Annotated in this window: 18 protein-coding genes; 2 read left to right on the forward strand and 16 right to left on the reverse strand. The window is 44.2% G+C overall.

Annotation, left to right across the window (positions count from 1 at the left end):
- Positions 1 to 77 precede the first annotated feature (77 nt).
- On the forward strand, positions 78 to 851 hold the full coding sequence (locus FFM74_RS02995; protein ID WP_137625147.1) for a CPBP family intramembrane glutamic endopeptidase: 774 nt from the start codon (positions 78 to 80) through the stop codon (positions 849 to 851).
- 315 nt (positions 852 to 1,166) lie between these two features.
- Here the strand turns inward: FFM74_RS02995 and FFM74_RS03000 are convergent, their stop codons facing one another.
- The 16 genes from FFM74_RS03000 to FFM74_RS03075 all read right to left on the reverse strand — a co-directional run bounded on the left by FFM74_RS03000 (position 1,167) and on the right by FFM74_RS03075 (position 14,017).
- Positions 1,167 to 1,349, reverse strand: a complete 183-nt coding sequence (locus FFM74_RS03000) for a hypothetical protein (protein WP_137625148.1) — start codon at positions 1,347 to 1,349, stop codon at positions 1,167 to 1,169.
- Positions 1,350 to 1,429: 80 nt separating this feature from the next.
- Positions 1,430 to 1,996: a TMEM175 family protein gene (locus FFM74_RS03005; RefSeq protein WP_137625149.1), complete on the reverse strand. Its 567-nt coding sequence runs from the start codon at positions 1,994 to 1,996 to the stop codon at positions 1,430 to 1,432.
- Positions 1,997 to 2,129: 133 nt separating this feature from the next.
- Entirely contained in the window at positions 2,130 to 2,591 is a 462-nt protein-coding gene (locus FFM74_RS03010; RefSeq protein ID WP_137625150.1) for a flavodoxin, read from the reverse strand.
- Between the two features lie 118 nt (positions 2,592 to 2,709).
- A complete protein-coding gene (locus tag FFM74_RS03015) occupies positions 2,710 to 3,705 on the reverse strand; it encodes an alpha/beta hydrolase (RefSeq protein ID WP_137625151.1) in 996 nt (331 codons plus the stop codon).
- 35 nt (positions 3,706 to 3,740) lie between these two features.
- Positions 3,741 to 4,481: an SDR family oxidoreductase gene (locus FFM74_RS03020; RefSeq protein ID WP_137625152.1), complete on the reverse strand. Its 741-nt coding sequence runs from the start codon at positions 4,479 to 4,481 to the stop codon at positions 3,741 to 3,743.
- 109 nt (positions 4,482 to 4,590) lie between these two features.
- Positions 4,591 to 5,040: a MerR family transcriptional regulator gene (locus FFM74_RS03025; RefSeq protein WP_137625153.1), complete on the reverse strand. Its 450-nt coding sequence runs from the start codon at positions 5,038 to 5,040 to the stop codon at positions 4,591 to 4,593.
- A gap of 17 nt (positions 5,041 to 5,057) precedes the next feature.
- A complete protein-coding gene (locus tag FFM74_RS03030; RefSeq protein WP_137625154.1) occupies positions 5,058 to 5,393 on the reverse strand; it encodes a carboxymuconolactone decarboxylase family protein in 336 nt (111 codons plus the stop codon).
- Positions 5,394 to 5,418: 25 nt separating this feature from the next.
- Positions 5,419 to 5,832, reverse strand: a complete 414-nt coding sequence (locus FFM74_RS03035) for a cupin domain-containing protein (protein ID WP_137625155.1) — start codon at positions 5,830 to 5,832, stop codon at positions 5,419 to 5,421.
- A 632-nt stretch (positions 5,833 to 6,464) separates the two neighbouring features.
- Positions 6,465 to 7,007: a flavodoxin family protein gene (locus FFM74_RS03040; RefSeq protein ID WP_171000642.1), complete on the reverse strand. Its 543-nt coding sequence runs from the start codon at positions 7,005 to 7,007 to the stop codon at positions 6,465 to 6,467.
- A gap of 186 nt (positions 7,008 to 7,193) precedes the next feature.
- Positions 7,194 to 7,436, reverse strand: a complete 243-nt coding sequence (locus FFM74_RS13865; protein WP_137625157.1) for a DapH/DapD/GlmU-related protein — start codon at positions 7,434 to 7,436, stop codon at positions 7,194 to 7,196.
- The gene (locus FFM74_RS03050) at positions 7,433 to 7,627 is read right to left on the reverse strand and encodes a hypothetical protein (protein ID WP_137625158.1); all 195 of its coding nucleotides are present in this window, start codon (positions 7,625 to 7,627) and stop codon (positions 7,433 to 7,435) included. The genes FFM74_RS13865 and FFM74_RS03050 overlap by 4 nt, the downstream gene beginning before the upstream one ends.
- A 153-nt stretch (positions 7,628 to 7,780) precedes the next feature.
- The gene (locus FFM74_RS03055) at positions 7,781 to 8,725 is read right to left on the reverse strand and encodes a glycosyltransferase family 2 protein (protein ID WP_137625159.1); all 945 of its coding nucleotides are present in this window, start codon (positions 8,723 to 8,725) and stop codon (positions 7,781 to 7,783) included.
- Positions 8,726 to 8,781: 56 nt separating this feature from the next.
- A complete protein-coding gene (locus FFM74_RS03060) occupies positions 8,782 to 9,447 on the reverse strand; it encodes a phosphatase PAP2 family protein (RefSeq protein ID WP_137625160.1) in 666 nt (221 codons plus the stop codon).
- Between the two features lie 36 nt (positions 9,448 to 9,483).
- Entirely contained in the window at positions 9,484 to 10,119 is a 636-nt protein-coding gene (locus tag FFM74_RS03065; protein ID WP_137625161.1) for a VTT domain-containing protein, read from the reverse strand.
- Positions 10,120 to 10,949: 830 nt separating this feature from the next.
- The gene (locus tag FFM74_RS03070; RefSeq protein ID WP_223877146.1) at positions 10,950 to 13,007 is read right to left on the reverse strand and encodes a hypothetical protein; all 2,058 of its coding nucleotides are present in this window, start codon (positions 13,005 to 13,007) and stop codon (positions 10,950 to 10,952) included.
- A 14-nt stretch (positions 13,008 to 13,021) separates the two neighbouring features.
- Positions 13,022 to 14,017 (reverse strand): glycosyltransferase family 2 protein, encoded by a 996-nt coding sequence (locus FFM74_RS03075; protein WP_137625162.1) that lies wholly within the window; start codon positions 14,015 to 14,017, stop codon positions 13,022 to 13,024.
- Between the two features lie 325 nt (positions 14,018 to 14,342).
- Here FFM74_RS03075 and FFM74_RS03080 point away from each other — a divergent pair, with 325 nt between their 5' ends.
- Positions 14,343 to 15,785: a sensor histidine kinase gene (locus tag FFM74_RS03080; RefSeq protein WP_137625163.1), complete on the forward strand. Its 1,443-nt coding sequence runs from the start codon at positions 14,343 to 14,345 to the stop codon at positions 15,783 to 15,785.
- Positions 15,786 to 15,867 lie beyond the last annotated feature (82 nt).

Here is a 15,867-nt window from a genome sequence, read left to right on the forward strand (position 1 = left end):
TAGTTTTCACATATAATCCGCTACCAATCAAATAACAGTGGTAAACTAAGCTTAACTTAGTCCGGGGGGATGTTTGTATGTCACAGTCACGTTGTTACTCATGGTTAGCAATTTTCTTAATTATCCTAGTACCAGCCCTATTTTTAGTCGTACCTTGGCTCACCGGTTGGGCCGTACCGGTCCTTTATTCTGGACTCAGTCAGGATTTAATCATCTTGATCATTGTCGTCGCGCTGAATCACTATTGGTTCAAAATGCCCATCAAGTTCTGGCACTCACAACGCGGTTGGCAACAGTTACTCGTCTGCTTGCCAGCCATCTTGATTTTATTACTCCCAAAAGCGCTTGGCATCTGGCAAGTTGGCCGCTTGCCTTTCAGTCCAATGATCCTATTTTACGGGGGGTATGTCGGCTTAATTGGCATTACCGAAGAATATATTTACCGCGGGGTGCTATTGCCACTATTGGCCAAGGCGCTGCCCGGAAAAACACTATTAGTCATCATTATTGACAGTCTAGCTTTTGGTTCTGTCCACTTGATCAATCTCACTGGGTTAAATCTAAGCTACGTCTTGCCGCAACTCATGCTTGCAGCAATTACTGGGTTGTTACTCTGTGGCGTCTATTTAAAAACGCAAAACTTAATTCTACCGATGCTCCTACATGCGCTCAGTGATGTGCCAATGATTCTCACCTTCATGAACCACACACATAATCGCAGTGGCTTAAATATTTCTAATCAAGGTTCGCTTATATTGGGATTGGGTGCATTTGGCCTATTTTTAATTATCACTGGCTTCATTTATTGGCAAACCCGTCATCTGGACATTGAAAAACAATTAGCTAATTAAAAATTTTTTTCGAGGTAACTTCAAGCGATATGAAGGCTATTCAACTGACCAGAATGTCAAAACTGGACATCATTGTCCTTCGAAGCTGATGACTGCTTTACGGGCCAAAACTCGTTACAAAATTATTAAATGACTACAGAAACTGATCAATGAGAAAGATAGAAGCACTAAAAAGGCAAACAAATAGCGTTCCAACCCGAAAAAATTCAGGTTGGAACGCTATTTGTTCTTCAAAAGTCGTGATCTCAGCTCAACCGCCACTCTGTCAGGAGCTTCTGTACTTGCACCATCATTTCAAAAAGGCTAAAATTTCATTTATTTGTCTAAGCCGGCAACGACACGCTGCTTATGATTAGCTTCATTTGCGATATACATCATTACCGAGCGCAATTCTCGCGAAGTTCCGTGATCGTATAATTCGCCTAAATCCTGATGATACTTTTTGAGGACTTTTTCAGCAACATTTTTTTGTTCTGCTAAGCTTAATTTCTTGTTCATTTTAAGTTTTCCTCCAGACTTTGTTTGCTATAGCGTTGGGGACAATCATGAGCAACACCTTTATTCGTGCAGGCACACGCCTACCGATTCTCAATAATGCCATCCGTCGTTAAGACAACCATCCCCAAAAAGATGGCATACATCATCGCCATTGGGAAAATAGTGACTGACAAGACTAGGCCAATCACTTTAATTGCCACGTCAATGAATACTGACCGATTGCTGACATCGTATAGCCACCCAAAACTGATTCCCGGATTGGCCGTTTTCAACGTTTTTGAGATGGCAAGGTTACTGAATGTCACTGCCAAAATAACAATGCCATAGAGCGCTTGGGCCGTTGAATTATTAAAATTCGATGCCACTAAGCTAGTTGTGTAGGGGAAAAATGAAGATAAGAACAACATCAATAACGAGGCATACACGGTACTTTCACTAATTTTTTTAACTTTCTGCCAATGCGTATGTTCAGTCGCCCACATTAACCCAATCCAGAAAAAGGATACCGTATACGCAAAGAAATTCGCCCGTAAGTCCCAGAGCCCTGCCCAACTAATCTGTTTAGGCTTCTCCAATTCCAACACTAAAATGGTCATAATGATTGCTAGCACGGCATCCGTAAATGCCGCTAATCTTTCCTTGTTCATCAAACACACCAACTTATTTTTTCTTTTATCATACGCTAAAATAGTTGCCGACACCAAATCATTAAAGACTCCCAAACCGGCACACACCAGTTTAGGAGCCTTTAATTTTGCCCGAATAATCAACGGAACATTGTTACACCGGATCATTTAAATAGGCCGTAATCGACCGCAGATAATTAGCACTGAACCCAATTTTTAAGTCGGCGCCCGTGCCCTTAGCCATCTCAGTCAAATACGGGGTACTTTCTGAAATGGGACTGCTGGCACTAGTCGTGAATGGCACAACCCGCTTCCCATTTAAATCAGCGGTTTCAAAGAAAGTATTCACAAACATTGGTGGCCGATGGAACCAAGTTGGAAAGCCCAAGTAAATCGTCGTATATGGGGCTAAATTCAAGTCATTAGTAATCGCTGGGTGTCGATTTTTCTTCAACTGACGCTTCGTGCGTAAACCTAAGCCAAAATAAGATTGGGGATAGGCTGGTGCCAGTTTCAATTCAATCAACGTCGCACCGGTTCGCGTTTGAAGTTGTTGAGCAGCGCGCTTGGTATTACCAGAATTAGAATAATACAAAATCAAGCTTTGACCAGGCATAACTTTGTCCACCCGCGGTTCATCATTATTTTGAGTAATCGTAATTCCCCCTTAAATAAAAACACCCAACTGATCTGACAGTTAGATGCTGATAATTTATCGTTTAAAAATCATGCGATTAGAGCTTTTCGTCAAAGAACTTAGTCATCGCAGCTGCTTCTTGGTCCACATATTCTGGAACCCAATAAGTTTCAATATGACTGGCACCCTTGATTAAGATTAATTGCTTGTCATCCGTCCCAGTGGCTTTATTAAAGACATCTTCAGTCATGTAACGGGTATCGGAAACATCGCCGACCATCATTAATAATGGTTGATCGATTAAGTCCATGTGATCTTCGGCATCAAAGGCCATCAGATCCATTAAACTCATCGTCGTGTAACGACTTTGTGAGTTCTTTTGGTAATGGGTATCACCATAATATTGAACCCCATCACGATAAAGGCCGGCTGGAATCGCTTCTAGTTGTTCTTTTGTAAAGTGCGTCCGGTGTGTCAATAAATCACCGATGTAGTCAACTTCACCAGTGGCTGCATATTTCGCGCGGGCAGCCGCAGCTTGTGCCAAACGATCTTTGACGGTGGCTAATTGGCTATCGCCAAAGCCATTCCGACGAACCCGACCACTGTTGAACATACTAATTGTCCCAACGGCCTTGATCCGCTTATCAGTCTTAGAAACTTGGATGGTGTAACCACCGCCACCACAAATTCCGAGGGCACCAATACGATCAGAATCAACGCCTTGTAATTTAACAAGATAGTCAATGCTGGCCCGAATATCTTCAACCCGGTTAGCAGGACGGTCAGTTTGGCGCGGTTCACCCGCACTAGCACCTTGATAAGCAGCGTCAAACGCTAAGGTCACAAACCCTTTTTCGGCTAGCCGTTGGGCAAATAAGCCAGAAACTTGTTCCTTGACCCCACCATTAGGATGCGCCACGACGATGGCTGGTAATGATTGACTTGCATCGAAATTGCTTGGCAAATATAAGTTTGCTGCAATTTTAATTCCTGCAATATTGTTAAATGAAATTGGTCGTAATTCAATACCACCGGCGACATTATCTTCAAGCGCACCGGCATAAACTAATCCAAATTTATTTTCTGACATAATTTTTTCTCCTTTAATATTAGGTATTAAGTTAATTACATGACTTGTTTTGAGGGACGAATAACAAATTCATTAATCGCTGTATCCGGAGCTTGGTTGACAGCAAATGCAATCGTGTCAGCCACGCGTTCGGGAGCAATCGCAAAGGCATTGTAGAACTTTTCAGTTCCAGCCTTAGTGGCGGCATCCGTAATCGAATCCGTCAACTCGGTCGCAATGGCCCCTGGTGAGACCACCGTGACCCGAACATTGCTTTCAGCGGCGGCTTCTTCGGCACGTAAGGCTTCGCTGATCATTAAGACACCCGCTTTGGTTGCACTATAAACGCCACCACCTGAATGGGTGGCATGACCAGCAACCGAAGAAATATTGATGAATTGACCACTCTTTTGGGCGCGCATCGTCGGTAACGCCGCTTTGATACCATTCAGGACGCCCCGGAGATTGACATCGATCATCCGATTCCAATCATCAATTTTGCCTTGAATAAATTGTGACTGTGGCATTAAGCCGGCATTATTCATCCAAACATCTAAGCGACCATAAGTCTTGATAGCGTGATCAGCTAGCGCCTGCACATCGGCTAACTTAGCCACATCCGTGACGATATAAGTTGCCTCACCGCCAGCTGCCTGAATATCTTGGACAATTGCCTGTAACTTTTCGGCACGTCGAGCACCCAAAACTAATTGATTACCCTCACTAGCCAAGCGTTTGGCGGTTGCTTCGCCTATTCCACTAGAAGCACCTGTAATCACGATTACTTTTTTTGTCATTGCTTTCCTCCTCAACTTAATTTAACTCAATGAGTCATTGGCTTAACTCAATGAAGCTATCATAAACCATGAAGTGAACTTCACGGCAAGCCTTATTTGTAATTTAATTTTACTTATTATCTGATGATGGCTTTGCGCGTCGATTAAAGCGTGGATCTTCCCACAACTTTTCGGGTGACTGGGTGCCAGCCCCATTAACGCCGAATTGACCTAAATGATGATCAAAGGTATCAATCTTATATTTTAACAAGTTACGCGTATGTTCTAAATCAGCCATCTTATCATCGAGTTCGCCTAATTGTTCAGTCAAGATATCTTTTTTAGCCGCGGCCGTATCGCCATTACTTTGAGTTAACGTGGCGAACTCTAGCAGTGCTTCAATCGATAATCCGGATTCTCTTAGTCGTTTAATAATAAAAATCCAATTAAGATCCGTATTCCGATAGTTACGGTAGCCGTTCTGGTTACGCTCAACTGGTGGCATAATGCCAATCCGTTCATAATAGCGCAACGTATCTACCGGTAGGTCCATAATCTTGGCAGCTTCCTTACTATTCAAACTGTCATCTCCCTCTCTTATTTTGCGTCGGTCGGCGCAGCATAAACTTCTTTAGCTAAATTCAATGCCGTCCAAGCTTTCGGCCAGCCACAATAGAAAGCCAGCTGAGTGAAAATTTCGGTTACTTCTGCTTGGGTGACGCCATTACGTTTAGCCAAGGTTAAATGTGACTTTAATTGTGGAAAATTCGCGCCTGACATCAACGCCGCAATGGTCACCATACTTCTATCGTGTAGTGACAACTGATCGGTTCTTGACCAGACTTCTCCAAATAAGACATCATCATTCAATTCCGCAAACTTAGGCGCAAAGTCACCCATTCGGTCACGTCCAGCAGTTACTTTTTCTGTCATGTTAATCGTCCTTTCGTGATTTAGCTTAACTTAATTGATCATAATCGGCTTGGTTAACCGGTTCTAACCATTCGGTCGTCCCTTTACCAATCACCAAATGGGTAAACCAGGAATCTTTTTTGGCACCATGCCAGTGCTTAACCCCATCATGAAAAATCATGACATCGCCGGGCTTCAAAGAACGCGCCGGTTCACCTTCGATTTGGCCCCAACCTTCACCAGAAGTGACCAAAATAATTTGATAACCATCATGATGGCTATGCCAGTTATTATGCGCGCCGGGTTCAAAGTTAACGCTCGCCACATGCACATCAATCTCGTCACCACTAGGAACCAGCCCAGTTAAAAAGCTCTTACCATTGAAATGATGATCAACATCTGGATTTTCTTGACCAAATCCGAAGACATCATGCTTTACTGCTGCTTCATTACTTGCCAAAAGACAGTCCTCCATTTCGTAACTGTTAGCTCAGCTAACTTTCAAATTGACTTAATCTTACAACTTAATGCTAGTCATACTATCCAGCAACACTTCCTTAAAAATCAGCTTAATGATTAATTAACGATTGCAAGTACAAAAACAGGACAATATCAGCAACGTTCTTCTTAAACTAAACTCGCGGTGAGCGCTCCGTCAGTCAGAATCGTTGTGCTATGGTGGGACAGCTCCAGCCAAAGTACGGTCTGGAACTTCGATTCAAAGCCGATAACCCACGTCTTTGAATCGCCCGTAAGATTAGGCGGCCTAAAACGCCGACCAATCTTACCGACACAGCACATCGACTCTGCCTATCTCCGCTAAGCTTAATTTTCTGAAGGTTGGGACTGATCACATCGGTCGTGACGGTGGCGTTACATCGGCTGCTTTTTGCCGACGTTACCCCACGGACGGTCCGGGACACTTGCGCTTTTTGCAAGCGTTCCGGGCGAGGGCCAAGACGTCCTTGGCTTGGACCGGTCCCACGACCGCATGTGAGCAATTCCAACCGGAAGTGACAACTACTGACAAATCTGTATAGCCTGCTTATTGACACGATGGGAAATCGCTCGCAAATCCTAAAATATGACGACTTATTTAGCCAACTGATGCTTTTTTAAATAGGCCGTAATCGTCCCGGTTTCATTGGCCCGGAAACCCGTCTGTAAAGTTGCGCCAGTTCCTTTTGCCATCTTTTTCAAATAAGGCGTGCTCTCGCTGATTTCGCTGCTAGCGCTGGTTGTAAATGGCACAATTGTTTTGTTGGTTAATTTTGCGGTCTCAAAGAACGAATTAATAAACATCGGTGGCCGATGGAACCAAGTGGGAAAGCCGAGCAAGATCGTGTCATATTTCGTTAAATCGGGTAGATTGGTAATTTTGGGACGAGCGTTGACATCAATTTGATGTTGGGCAAAAGCACCCAGTTTGTTGTAACTAGTCGGATAAGTTGGATTGAACGTCATTTCAACAAGATCCGCACCAGTTTGCTTCTGAATTTCCTTAGCAGCCGTCTTGGTCGTGCCAGAATTTGAATAGTAGAGAATTAACATTTTATGATTGGTGGTACTTTGATGACTCGTCTTTTTGACCGTATCGCTTGAACCGGTTGCTTGAGTTGACTTGCTTGTTTGCATGAAGTAAAACCCTCCTCCAAAAATGATCACTAATACGGCAATGATTAACACAACTGGACGCCTTTTCATCCTTTGATCCCTCACTTTTTTGTTTGCTTGTTCTCAACAAAGTTCATCCTAAACCATGAAGCTCACTTCATAGCAAGGCCTTTTTTAAAATATTTTTATTTTTCTCAAAAAGGCAACTTAATCTAGGCTTTTCACGACTTTTGCCGGAACACCCACGGCCAAACTATTAGCTGGAATATCATGAGTCACCACGGCACCAGCACCGATAATGGCATTTTCACCAATCGGCACCCCCGGTAACACGGTGACACGTGCGCCAAGCCAAGCATTCTGTTTGATATGAATCTCTTTCGTATGGATGGTGCGTAAATTTTTAGGCTCATGATTGACCGTAAATAATCCTACCCCGGGTCCCATCATGACACCGTCATCTGACCCGGCATTAGCTCATTTTCCAGTGCCAACAATTTAGCCTTCTCATGTGGATTCGTGTGATTAATCCGAAATTGACACTCATCAGAACGATCAATCTCGGCATGGACTTCCTGTCGATAAGCTTCGCCACGAGTGTCATAAGCCTGCCCATTTCTAAGTGCTTCAAATATTGTCATATTGCGACACCTTGCCTTCCTAAATGGTCTCTTTCAGTCATTGCTAGTCCCATAAACCATGAAGTGAACTCAATAGCAAGCGTTAGGTCACAAAAAAACTCGCAACCCGTCGCTGGAATTGCAAGTTTTCTCAAATCAGATTTTTCTGAGTCACTACTTCTCGGTCTTACTAATATAAATTGGGCGGTGTTTCGTTTCCAAGTAAGCCTTGCTGATATACTTGCCGACAATACCCAAGCAGAATAACTGCAACCCACCGAGCATTAACATGATCGTCACCATTGAGGGCCAGCCGACAGTTGGATTGCCGAAAATTAATGCCCGCACAACGATGAAAATCATTGCCAGGACCGCAATGATAAATGAGGCCAACCCGAAAAACGATGCCAACGCGAGTGGCTTGTCCGAGAAGTTAATAATGCCATCAATCGAGTAGCTCACTAAGTCGAGAAATGACCAGTGTGTGTGGCCTGCTGCTCGATCCTGATTCTCGTAACTCAAATACTTAGTCTTGAAGCCGACCCAACTGAACAAACCTTTAGAAAAACGGTTATATTCTGGCAAGTTTAAAACGGCATCCACAACTTGGCGCGTCATCAGCCGATAATCTCGGGCACCACGTTCGATTTTTGTATCTGATATCGCATTGATAAATCCATAAAACGCGTTTGAAAAGAACGACCGAATGACCGGTTCCCCTTTTCGATCCGTCCGCTTGGTTCCAACGACATCATAATGTTCTTCTAAAATACCACTGATCATTTGTGGTAATAAGGTCGGTGGATCTTGCAAATCCACATACATCACCGCAACTAGATCGCCAGTCGCGTGTTGAAGTCCTGCATATAACGCCGCTTCCTTACCAAAGTTTCTAGAAAATGACACATAATGGACTTGATCCAAATCTTGCTGCGCTAATTGTTGAAAGGCCGCCAAAGTGTTATCAGTCGACCCATCATCAATAAACCAATATTCCAATCCATACTGTGGCCAAATTGGCACAATCTTGGTTTCGTAGACTTTCTGGACTGCCTCATAAAATAATTGAATTAACTCTTGTTCGTTATAACATGGCACAATAATTGAAATTTTTTTCATGCAGATTAACTTCTTTCATCCAACTCAGCTGATTGCCTGCTGAATTTTTCTCATCATTAGCGGTTAGTTGTCCGCCGTTGATTTAATTTTGTGAGTAGCTGTGGTTCCCACCGACAAAACCAGGCCTTGGCCTGATACCAACAACCTTCTGCTAACAACCAACTACCAGCAACATCGGAAGTGTAATGGTCGCGTAAATAGACCCGTGAAATCATGACCAATAAAATCCAAACAATCCCTAAAACGATCAGTCCTGCTCGCAATGGTCGTGAGGCTATGAATTGTAACCCAAGTGATAAGACGATCGTGACGAGTAACACGGTGCCAAAGACATGGCCACTTGGGAAACTATAACCCGTATCTGCGACCAGCTGGTTACTTGGGCGTAGTCGCGCCACTAAATATTTAATCCCTAGTGCGAGAGCATCCCCACCGATAAATGTCGTGATGGCAAATAGTCCAAGGAGCCGATAATGCTTTAAGTAGAGAAAGCCACTAAAAACGACCATCAGTAATACGGTCACCGCGGGACTGGCTAAAGTGGCAATGCCACTAAAAAAGGCAGTTACACCGGCACCATCTAAATTGGCTAGCCATTGAAAGCCTTGATCATCAATACTTTGAATACTGCTGGCATTCATTTTAACGAGAATGGCTAAAATCGCAAAAACACCTAAAAACAACCAAGCCAAACCATGTTCATTACCTTTTCGCTTTAACATAAAAATCCTCCTGTTGTGACCGACAAGTTAAACTCATTAAACGCGGCGCGCTTTTAACAGTTTCAGCGCCATTGGGATGAGTGAAATCAAGACCACACTCATCATCATTAATTCGAAATGCTGTTGCACAATTGAAATATTGCCAAATAAGTATCCGGTTCCTAAGGTGACCAGAATCCAACTCACCGCACCAAGACAGTTAAAAATCGCAAAACTGCGGTAGCGCATTCCGGTCATTCCGGCGGTAAAAGGAACTAAGGTCCGCACAACTGGTACGAAACGCCCTAAGAAAATGGCGGCTGGACCATGCTTCTCAAAGAACTGTTCTGTCATCTGTAATCGGCTTGGTTTGAAAAGTCGTTTCAAGAGACGATTATTCAAGAGTCGGTGACCATACCGCTTACCAAGCTCAAAATTACAGCCATCACCTAAAATGGCGGCCAAGATTAACATGACGACCAGCAAGCCAATATTTAGGCCAGAACCAGACATCGCCGCGAGTGACCCCGATAGAAACAACATCGAATCACCTGGTAAAAATGGAAAAACAACCAGACCGGTTTCAATGAAAATCAACCCAAACAGGCCGATATAGATCCAATGACCAAAACTCGCCATCAGTTGGGGTAATAGTAAATTAATATGAAACAAACTCGCTAGTAATATCGTCATCTTGAACACCTCACTTAACATGGTCTTAGCATACTTGCTCTTGTGCAAGTATTCCCCTTAGGACAAATGAACAACTCCTGAAATTTTCTCAGAATTGCGATCAGAGCCTGATAACAACAGGGTTTATATTATTAAATTAGTGAAATTATTTATTAAAAAATGTTTGAGCTAAACTATCATCATCGTGCTGACTACTAATATTTAGCGGTTCGGTTAAAAGTTGCAATCATAAAAAAATGTGAACAAGACCATATCAACAACGGTCGCTCCTAGACTAGAATCGTGGTGAGCGCTCCGACAGTCAGAATCGTTGTGCCATGCGGGACAGTCCCAGCCAAAGAACGGTCTGGAACTTCGGCACAACGGTTCTACCTGTTTCCGCGAAGCTTGATGGTCACAACTGAAATACGATCAAAATAAAAAGACAACGTTCGTTTTTTCAACTGAACGTTGTCTATTTATTAATCTGCCAAATTCGAAAGCGAAACCATGGCTATCAATCCGACTGTATTGAGACTGTTTGGTATCATTATTAAAAACGAAAGGCTGCTAGCAACCTTAAGAACAATCTGTGACATAGCATAACGGCTCCAAGTATCTCCCCCAATCCTAGTTAGCTGTAGGTTGGGACTGCTAATATCGGTCGTGATGGTGGCGTTTAATCGGCCGATTTTGCCGATTTTGCCGATTTTGCCGATTTTACACCACGGACCGTCCGAGACACTTGCGACTTTTGCAAGGGTTTCGGGCGAGGACCAAGACGTGCTTGGCTTGGGCCGGTCCCACGGCCGCATGTTAGCAGTTCTAACCGGAAGCGGCAATTTTACCGCCTAACCTTTAGCCAACTTGACCTCACCGTTAATTCGTAGCGGCTGATCAACTGGGATTAACCAGATGGCAAGTAAAACTGGTAACAGCAGACCACCGACCATGATGACACTGGTCCGACTACTAGTTAACGGCCGGTCTAATGCGGTTCGACTCAAGCGATATTGCAGATAAGGCTGCGACTGTGTGGTCACTTGTCCCGTTTCCGGACTATATAACGACCGGATTCCACCATAAGCCACCGTCTTCTGACCAATATTTTTAATGGTCAGCTTTAATGAGCGCGCTTCAGTCAAAGGATAATGCAATAGCGTGAGTGCTTTGGGACTGTCCTGCCAGACTTTGAGACGGCGGGTGCCAGCTTGCAACGTCACGGCCACCCGTCCCAGTTGTCCAAGTGGGCTCAATCTGAGCGTCTCACTCGCGCCACTAGTCGGCATTGTTGTGGTCACCGTTTGACCCGCACCCAATGATAATCTGGTCGTTTGCACGTATGAGCCATCACCTTGTAAGCCGACAACCGGATTAGCAAGAAGCGTTGCCTGACTCGTTTGCCACAAGCTCACTAAACTGAACCCCGCTAAAACAACCGCAAACCAGCTCACTAACCAACGCGATGCAGCTGGCCAACGAAGTTTCGGCAACCGCGCTTCACCACTAGCCGCCAATAAAAACAGCCCTGGCAACAGTGGCAACGCGTAGCGCCCTTCAACTTCCCAAAATAACACATGAAAAGTCATCAAGCCTAAAATCGTCAGCGCGACAAAAGTTGTTTGCCATTGACGTGATTTGAGCAACTGCCAGCCACCTTGAATTAGCGCCGCCAGATATAATCCCTGCGTGCCTAACACGACCCAGAATTGAATGGTGCGTTGATGACTCAAATACCAAGTTGGCGCGTGAGTCCATTGACTCGTTAACTTAAAACTATCAAAGTTGCCGGTCGCCCAAAATACGCGAAACTTTTTGTAAAAATGAACGATTAGGCCACTGAGACCCATTGTTTGTAGCCGCTGTTTGATCGTTTTTTGGGCCACCGTCTTTTTCGACTGGCTGGTCGTTTGCCGATTAATCAGCTGAAAATCCGCCGACTGATATTGCCCACTACTCTTAGGATTCAGGCTCATCATAATCCAGCTTTGAACGGGTAAGGCCGTTTGTGATTGTTTCTGATAGCCCGTTTGCCGTTGCCAACTCGTCATAACTGTAAACATGAGGGCTAAAGTTAATAGCAACGACAGCAACCAGCCACCAGCTTGACGACCACTTAAGCGCCGTTTGCGCCAAAGCACCACGGTCATTAAAACCACGGCGATCCACAACACAATCAAATTAGATTTCATCATGACGCCAAAACCAATAACTAACCCGTTGATAGCAACTAAGGCCCAACGACGCCAACCTGGCAGTCGCAGGCTGGCGACCATCAAGGCTAAGCTATCAATCATTAATGGTAAAACTAAGCCATCCGTGTATTCAAAGACACCATAGGCATAAATTGGCATGCTAAGTAACCATAGGCCAGCGTAATATAAGCCGGCCGGATTCCAATGGCGACTGTTTTTCAATAACCAGAGACCACTCAGCAACCCTGTGTCAATCCAAAGAAACCGTAACACATTTAAAACTGGCCAAGGATTATTAGTAAAAATTGAACTAACTTTGATAAACCCAGCTTCTAATAACACCTCATTCACGTTATTTGGATAAATCATGAAATAATGTTGCCAGGTCTGTTTTCCTTGCGCAATCGCAATAGCCTGACTTCGCACAAAATAAGAATCGGCGCGGGCGGCATCAATAAAATTAAGGGCAACAATCAGCTGCGTCACCGCAATCAACACTAGTACCCCGAGCAAGACGCGCCGATAAGTCACTGGCTGCCAGCGGCTAACCCACCAACGACCAGCATTCATGATTACCAATAGTCCCAAAACTAACCCTAAAGTCACAGCGGGGCTGGCCCAATCCGGATCACCTAAAAAGTTAACCGGTTGCAACCAAGCCACTAATATCGCCCCGCCAAAGATCCCCACGGTCAGCCAGTTTAGTCCCTTCATCAGGCGCGACATGCTTACCGCTGCGCCTGTTTCTGATTTAAGACGGCTGGTTGCTGAGTCGCCGTATAATCATCAGTCTCAATAATATAACGTGGCCGGTGTTTCACTTCGGTAAAGATTTTACCGACATATTCGCCGACAATACTAATGCCAATCAGTTGCATGCCGCCTAAGAACCACAAGCTCGTCATCAGTGAAGACCAACCGGTGACTGCGGTTCCTAAGAATCCTTGGACTAAAGCAAACAACATCATTAACAAACTGACACTACTAATAACAATTCCGACAGACAGAATCGCCTCGATTGGGGCAATTGAGAAAGAAGTAATGCCGTCCATGGCAAAAGCCATCATTTTACGGAACGGGTATTTGGACGTCCCGGCAAAGCGTGCTTTCCGTTGATAATAAAGTTTCGTCGTCGGAAAGCCTAATTGTGGAATAATGCCGCGTAAGAACAAGTTACTCTCGGAGTAAGCCATCAAAGCAGTCACGGCCCGTTGACTAAGCAATCGAAAATCGGCATGATCAGGCACTAATTGCACGCCAATTTTGCCCATCAGGCCATAGAAAGTTTCAGCGGTCCAACGCTTGAAATGAGAATCACTACTGCGATCATTGCGAACGCCTAAGACAATATCGCTACCAACTTTGAAGCGCGCAACCATTTCTGGAATGATTGTTTGATCATCTTGCAAGTCAGCATCAATTGTAATCACAGCATCCGATGTCGCTGCGGCCGTTTTCATCCCAGCCATTAATGCATTTTGATGACCAAAATTGCGGCTAAACTTCAAGCCAGTAACTATCGTTGACTGCCGTTCTAAGCCTTGAATCAATGACCAAGTGTTATCTTTACTACCATCATCGACGAATAGTAGCTTACTTTCAGCGTTTATTTGTTTTTTTTCAATAAGTTGCGTTAAAATGTCACCTAAAATTTGAGCTGATTTTGGTAAAACTTCTTCTTCGTTGTAACAAGGAACAATAATCGTTAATCTAGGATTACGCATCCGAAAGACCTCCTCTAATCGTGCAATTAATCGGCCACCACACGTGACCGGTTAAGATGAGGCTAGTATGGTCTGTCCACGGTAATTGAACTAGTTGGTTTTGCTGAGGGTTATCTGAATTTTTTTCAGATAAATTTCTGTTATCATGACTTGCTCAGCCGAAGAAAGCTGGCTAAACTTACGCCTGCTTGGATTTTTATCCAAAGCTCAAAATTAAGTCAACGACCTAATTACGGTGTATGATTTAAATAATTAATTAATTCTAAAGAAAGGCGGCGCTGAATCGGTTTTTACGGCCACTTCAACCTGCAAATAGTTAACTTATATGAAGAAAATAATGTCTGCCATCAAAACAAATTTTTTATTTAAAAATTTCCAAGGCCATTCAAATGCGGCGCAAATTACCCGGACCTTCACCTGGATGATGCTGCTAATCGTGCTAATTACCGGGACCTCAATCGCGACTGTCGTCGGCTATCGACTCACGCGTAGTCGGATGGATGACGCTGAAACCTTGATCAAAAGTTTGAAACGTTCGGTAATTGATGATAAGCCCGACTGGCATCAGTGGAGTGTCAATAGCCCAATTAATACTGAAAACACCTACGTTATCGTTCACACTCGGCTACCCCAGCGTGCCAAACACGTCTTTTATTCCAATGACGCGCAAGACTTTTTAAAAGCGCGCGAATGGACGGCGCCAATTTTTACAGCGGTCCGTTATCGAGAAGGCTTCGGTTTGTTTTATCGTTCAAGTTATGATGCCAATCATATTTATTATGAAACTTGGACGAGCCTTGATGACGTTCTGCACGTTTTCACTTTAGTTATCAAAGATTTATTGCTCACCCTTGTCGTTTGCGGGCTATTGGGCTACTTTATCGCCTCACGTTTAGCCCGGCGATTGAACCAGCCACTCGCCACACTGACAAATGCGGCCAAAAAAGTTAATCATGCGAGCAACATTACTTATCATGAAGTTTTGCCGGTGCCTGCTCATCCAGATGAAGTCCATGATCTCGGGACTGAAATCAATTTGCTATTAAAATCATTAAATGAACAGGCCTTACGTGATCATCAATTTGTTTCCGATGCCTCGCATGAATTGCGCACGCCATTGACAGCAATTCGCGGCCATATTAGTTTGATCAATCGCCATGCTGCCGACCACCCTGAAGTGGTCCCACGCTCATTAAAAGCGATTGATCACGAATCAGCACGGATGCAATCCTTGGTTGAAAGCTTATTACGGCTTTCGCGAATGGATCATGCGACGGTCACGACCCAAACGATCAATATCAATTTGGTCGTGCAAGAAGTTGCCGCCAACTATCAGTCTAATTTGTCACAACCGTTAAACTTGGCGCTCCCAAAGTCACCGGTAATGGCACAATTTAATTCAGATAATTTACAACAAATCTTGATTGCCTTGTTAAACAACGCCGGTAAATATTCCCCTGCCGATCAGCCAATCACGATTACGGTCAGCGCGTCACCACAACCAACAATTGCGATTGCCGACCATGGGATGGGCATTCCTGACGACAGCAAAGCCAATGTTTTCGAACGTTTTTATCGCGTAGACCAGGCACGTTCGCAAACTATTCCGGGCACGGGGCTCGGACTCGCCATCGTGGCCCGGTTAGCTGACCTGAATCACGCCCAAATTAAGCTAACCGATAATCAGCCTAAAGGTTCGATTTTCACTTTAAGCTTGGCTCGGCCACTCGATTTCACGACCAAAAAAGATAAAAAAAGGAAAAAGTAGGCTATTGCGCTAGGCCCTGTCAAGTTGTCAGATGAAATAATATAAATTTACTGTTGTCTCTAAGCGACCTCATTTCGGTATT

Source organism: Lactiplantibacillus pingfangensis, from assembly GCF_005404945.1.
Classification (GTDB): domain Bacteria; phylum Bacillota; class Bacilli; order Lactobacillales; family Lactobacillaceae; genus Lactiplantibacillus; species Lactiplantibacillus pingfangensis.

Coding starts and splice junctions, on each gene's coding strand:
- FFM74_RS02995 (WP_137625147.1), top strand. CDS start 78: ATGTCACAGTCACGTTGTTACTCATGGTTAGCAATTTTCTTAATTATC.
- FFM74_RS03000 (WP_137625148.1), bottom strand. CDS start 1,349: ATGAACAAGAAATTAAGCTTAGCAGAACAAAAAAATGTTGCTGAAAAA.
- FFM74_RS03005 (WP_137625149.1), bottom strand. CDS start 1,996: ATGAACAAGGAAAGATTAGCGGCATTTACGGATGCCGTGCTAGCAATC.
- FFM74_RS03010 (WP_137625150.1), bottom strand. CDS start 2,591: ATGCCTGGTCAAAGCTTGATTTTGTATTATTCTAATTCTGGTAATACC.
- FFM74_RS03015 (WP_137625151.1), bottom strand. CDS start 3,705: ATGTCAGAAAATAAATTTGGATTAGTTTATGCCGGTGCGCTTGAAGAT.
- FFM74_RS03020 (WP_137625152.1), bottom strand. CDS start 4,481: ATGACAAAAAAAGTAATCGTGATTACAGGTGCTTCTAGTGGAATAGGC.
- FFM74_RS03030 (WP_137625154.1), bottom strand. CDS start 5,393: ATGACAGAAAAAGTAACTGCTGGACGTGACCGAATGGGTGACTTTGCG.
- FFM74_RS03040 (WP_171000642.1), bottom strand. CDS start 7,007: ATGCAAACAAGCAAGTCAACTCAAGCAACCGGTTCAAGCGATACGGTC.
- FFM74_RS13865 (WP_137625157.1), bottom strand. CDS start 7,436: ATGATGGGACCCGGGGTAGGATTATTTACGGTCAATCATGAGCCTAAA.
- FFM74_RS03050 (WP_137625158.1), bottom strand. CDS start 7,627: ATGACAATATTTGAAGCACTTAGAAATGGGCAGGCTTATGACACTCGT.
- FFM74_RS03055 (WP_137625159.1), bottom strand. CDS start 8,725: ATGAAAAAAATTTCAATTATTGTGCCATGTTATAACGAACAAGAGTTA.
- FFM74_RS03060 (WP_137625160.1), bottom strand. CDS start 9,447: ATGTTAAAGCGAAAAGGTAATGAACATGGTTTGGCTTGGTTGTTTTTA.
- FFM74_RS03065 (WP_137625161.1), bottom strand. CDS start 10,119: ATGACGATATTACTAGCGAGTTTGTTTCATATTAATTTACTATTACCC.
- FFM74_RS03070 (WP_223877146.1), bottom strand. CDS start 13,007: ATGAAGGGACTAAACTGGCTGACCGTGGGGATCTTTGGCGGGGCGATA.
- FFM74_RS03075 (WP_137625162.1), bottom strand. CDS start 14,017: ATGCGTAATCCTAGATTAACGATTATTGTTCCTTGTTACAACGAAGAA.
- FFM74_RS03080 (WP_137625163.1), top strand. CDS start 14,343: ATGAAGAAAATAATGTCTGCCATCAAAACAAATTTTTTATTTAAAAAT.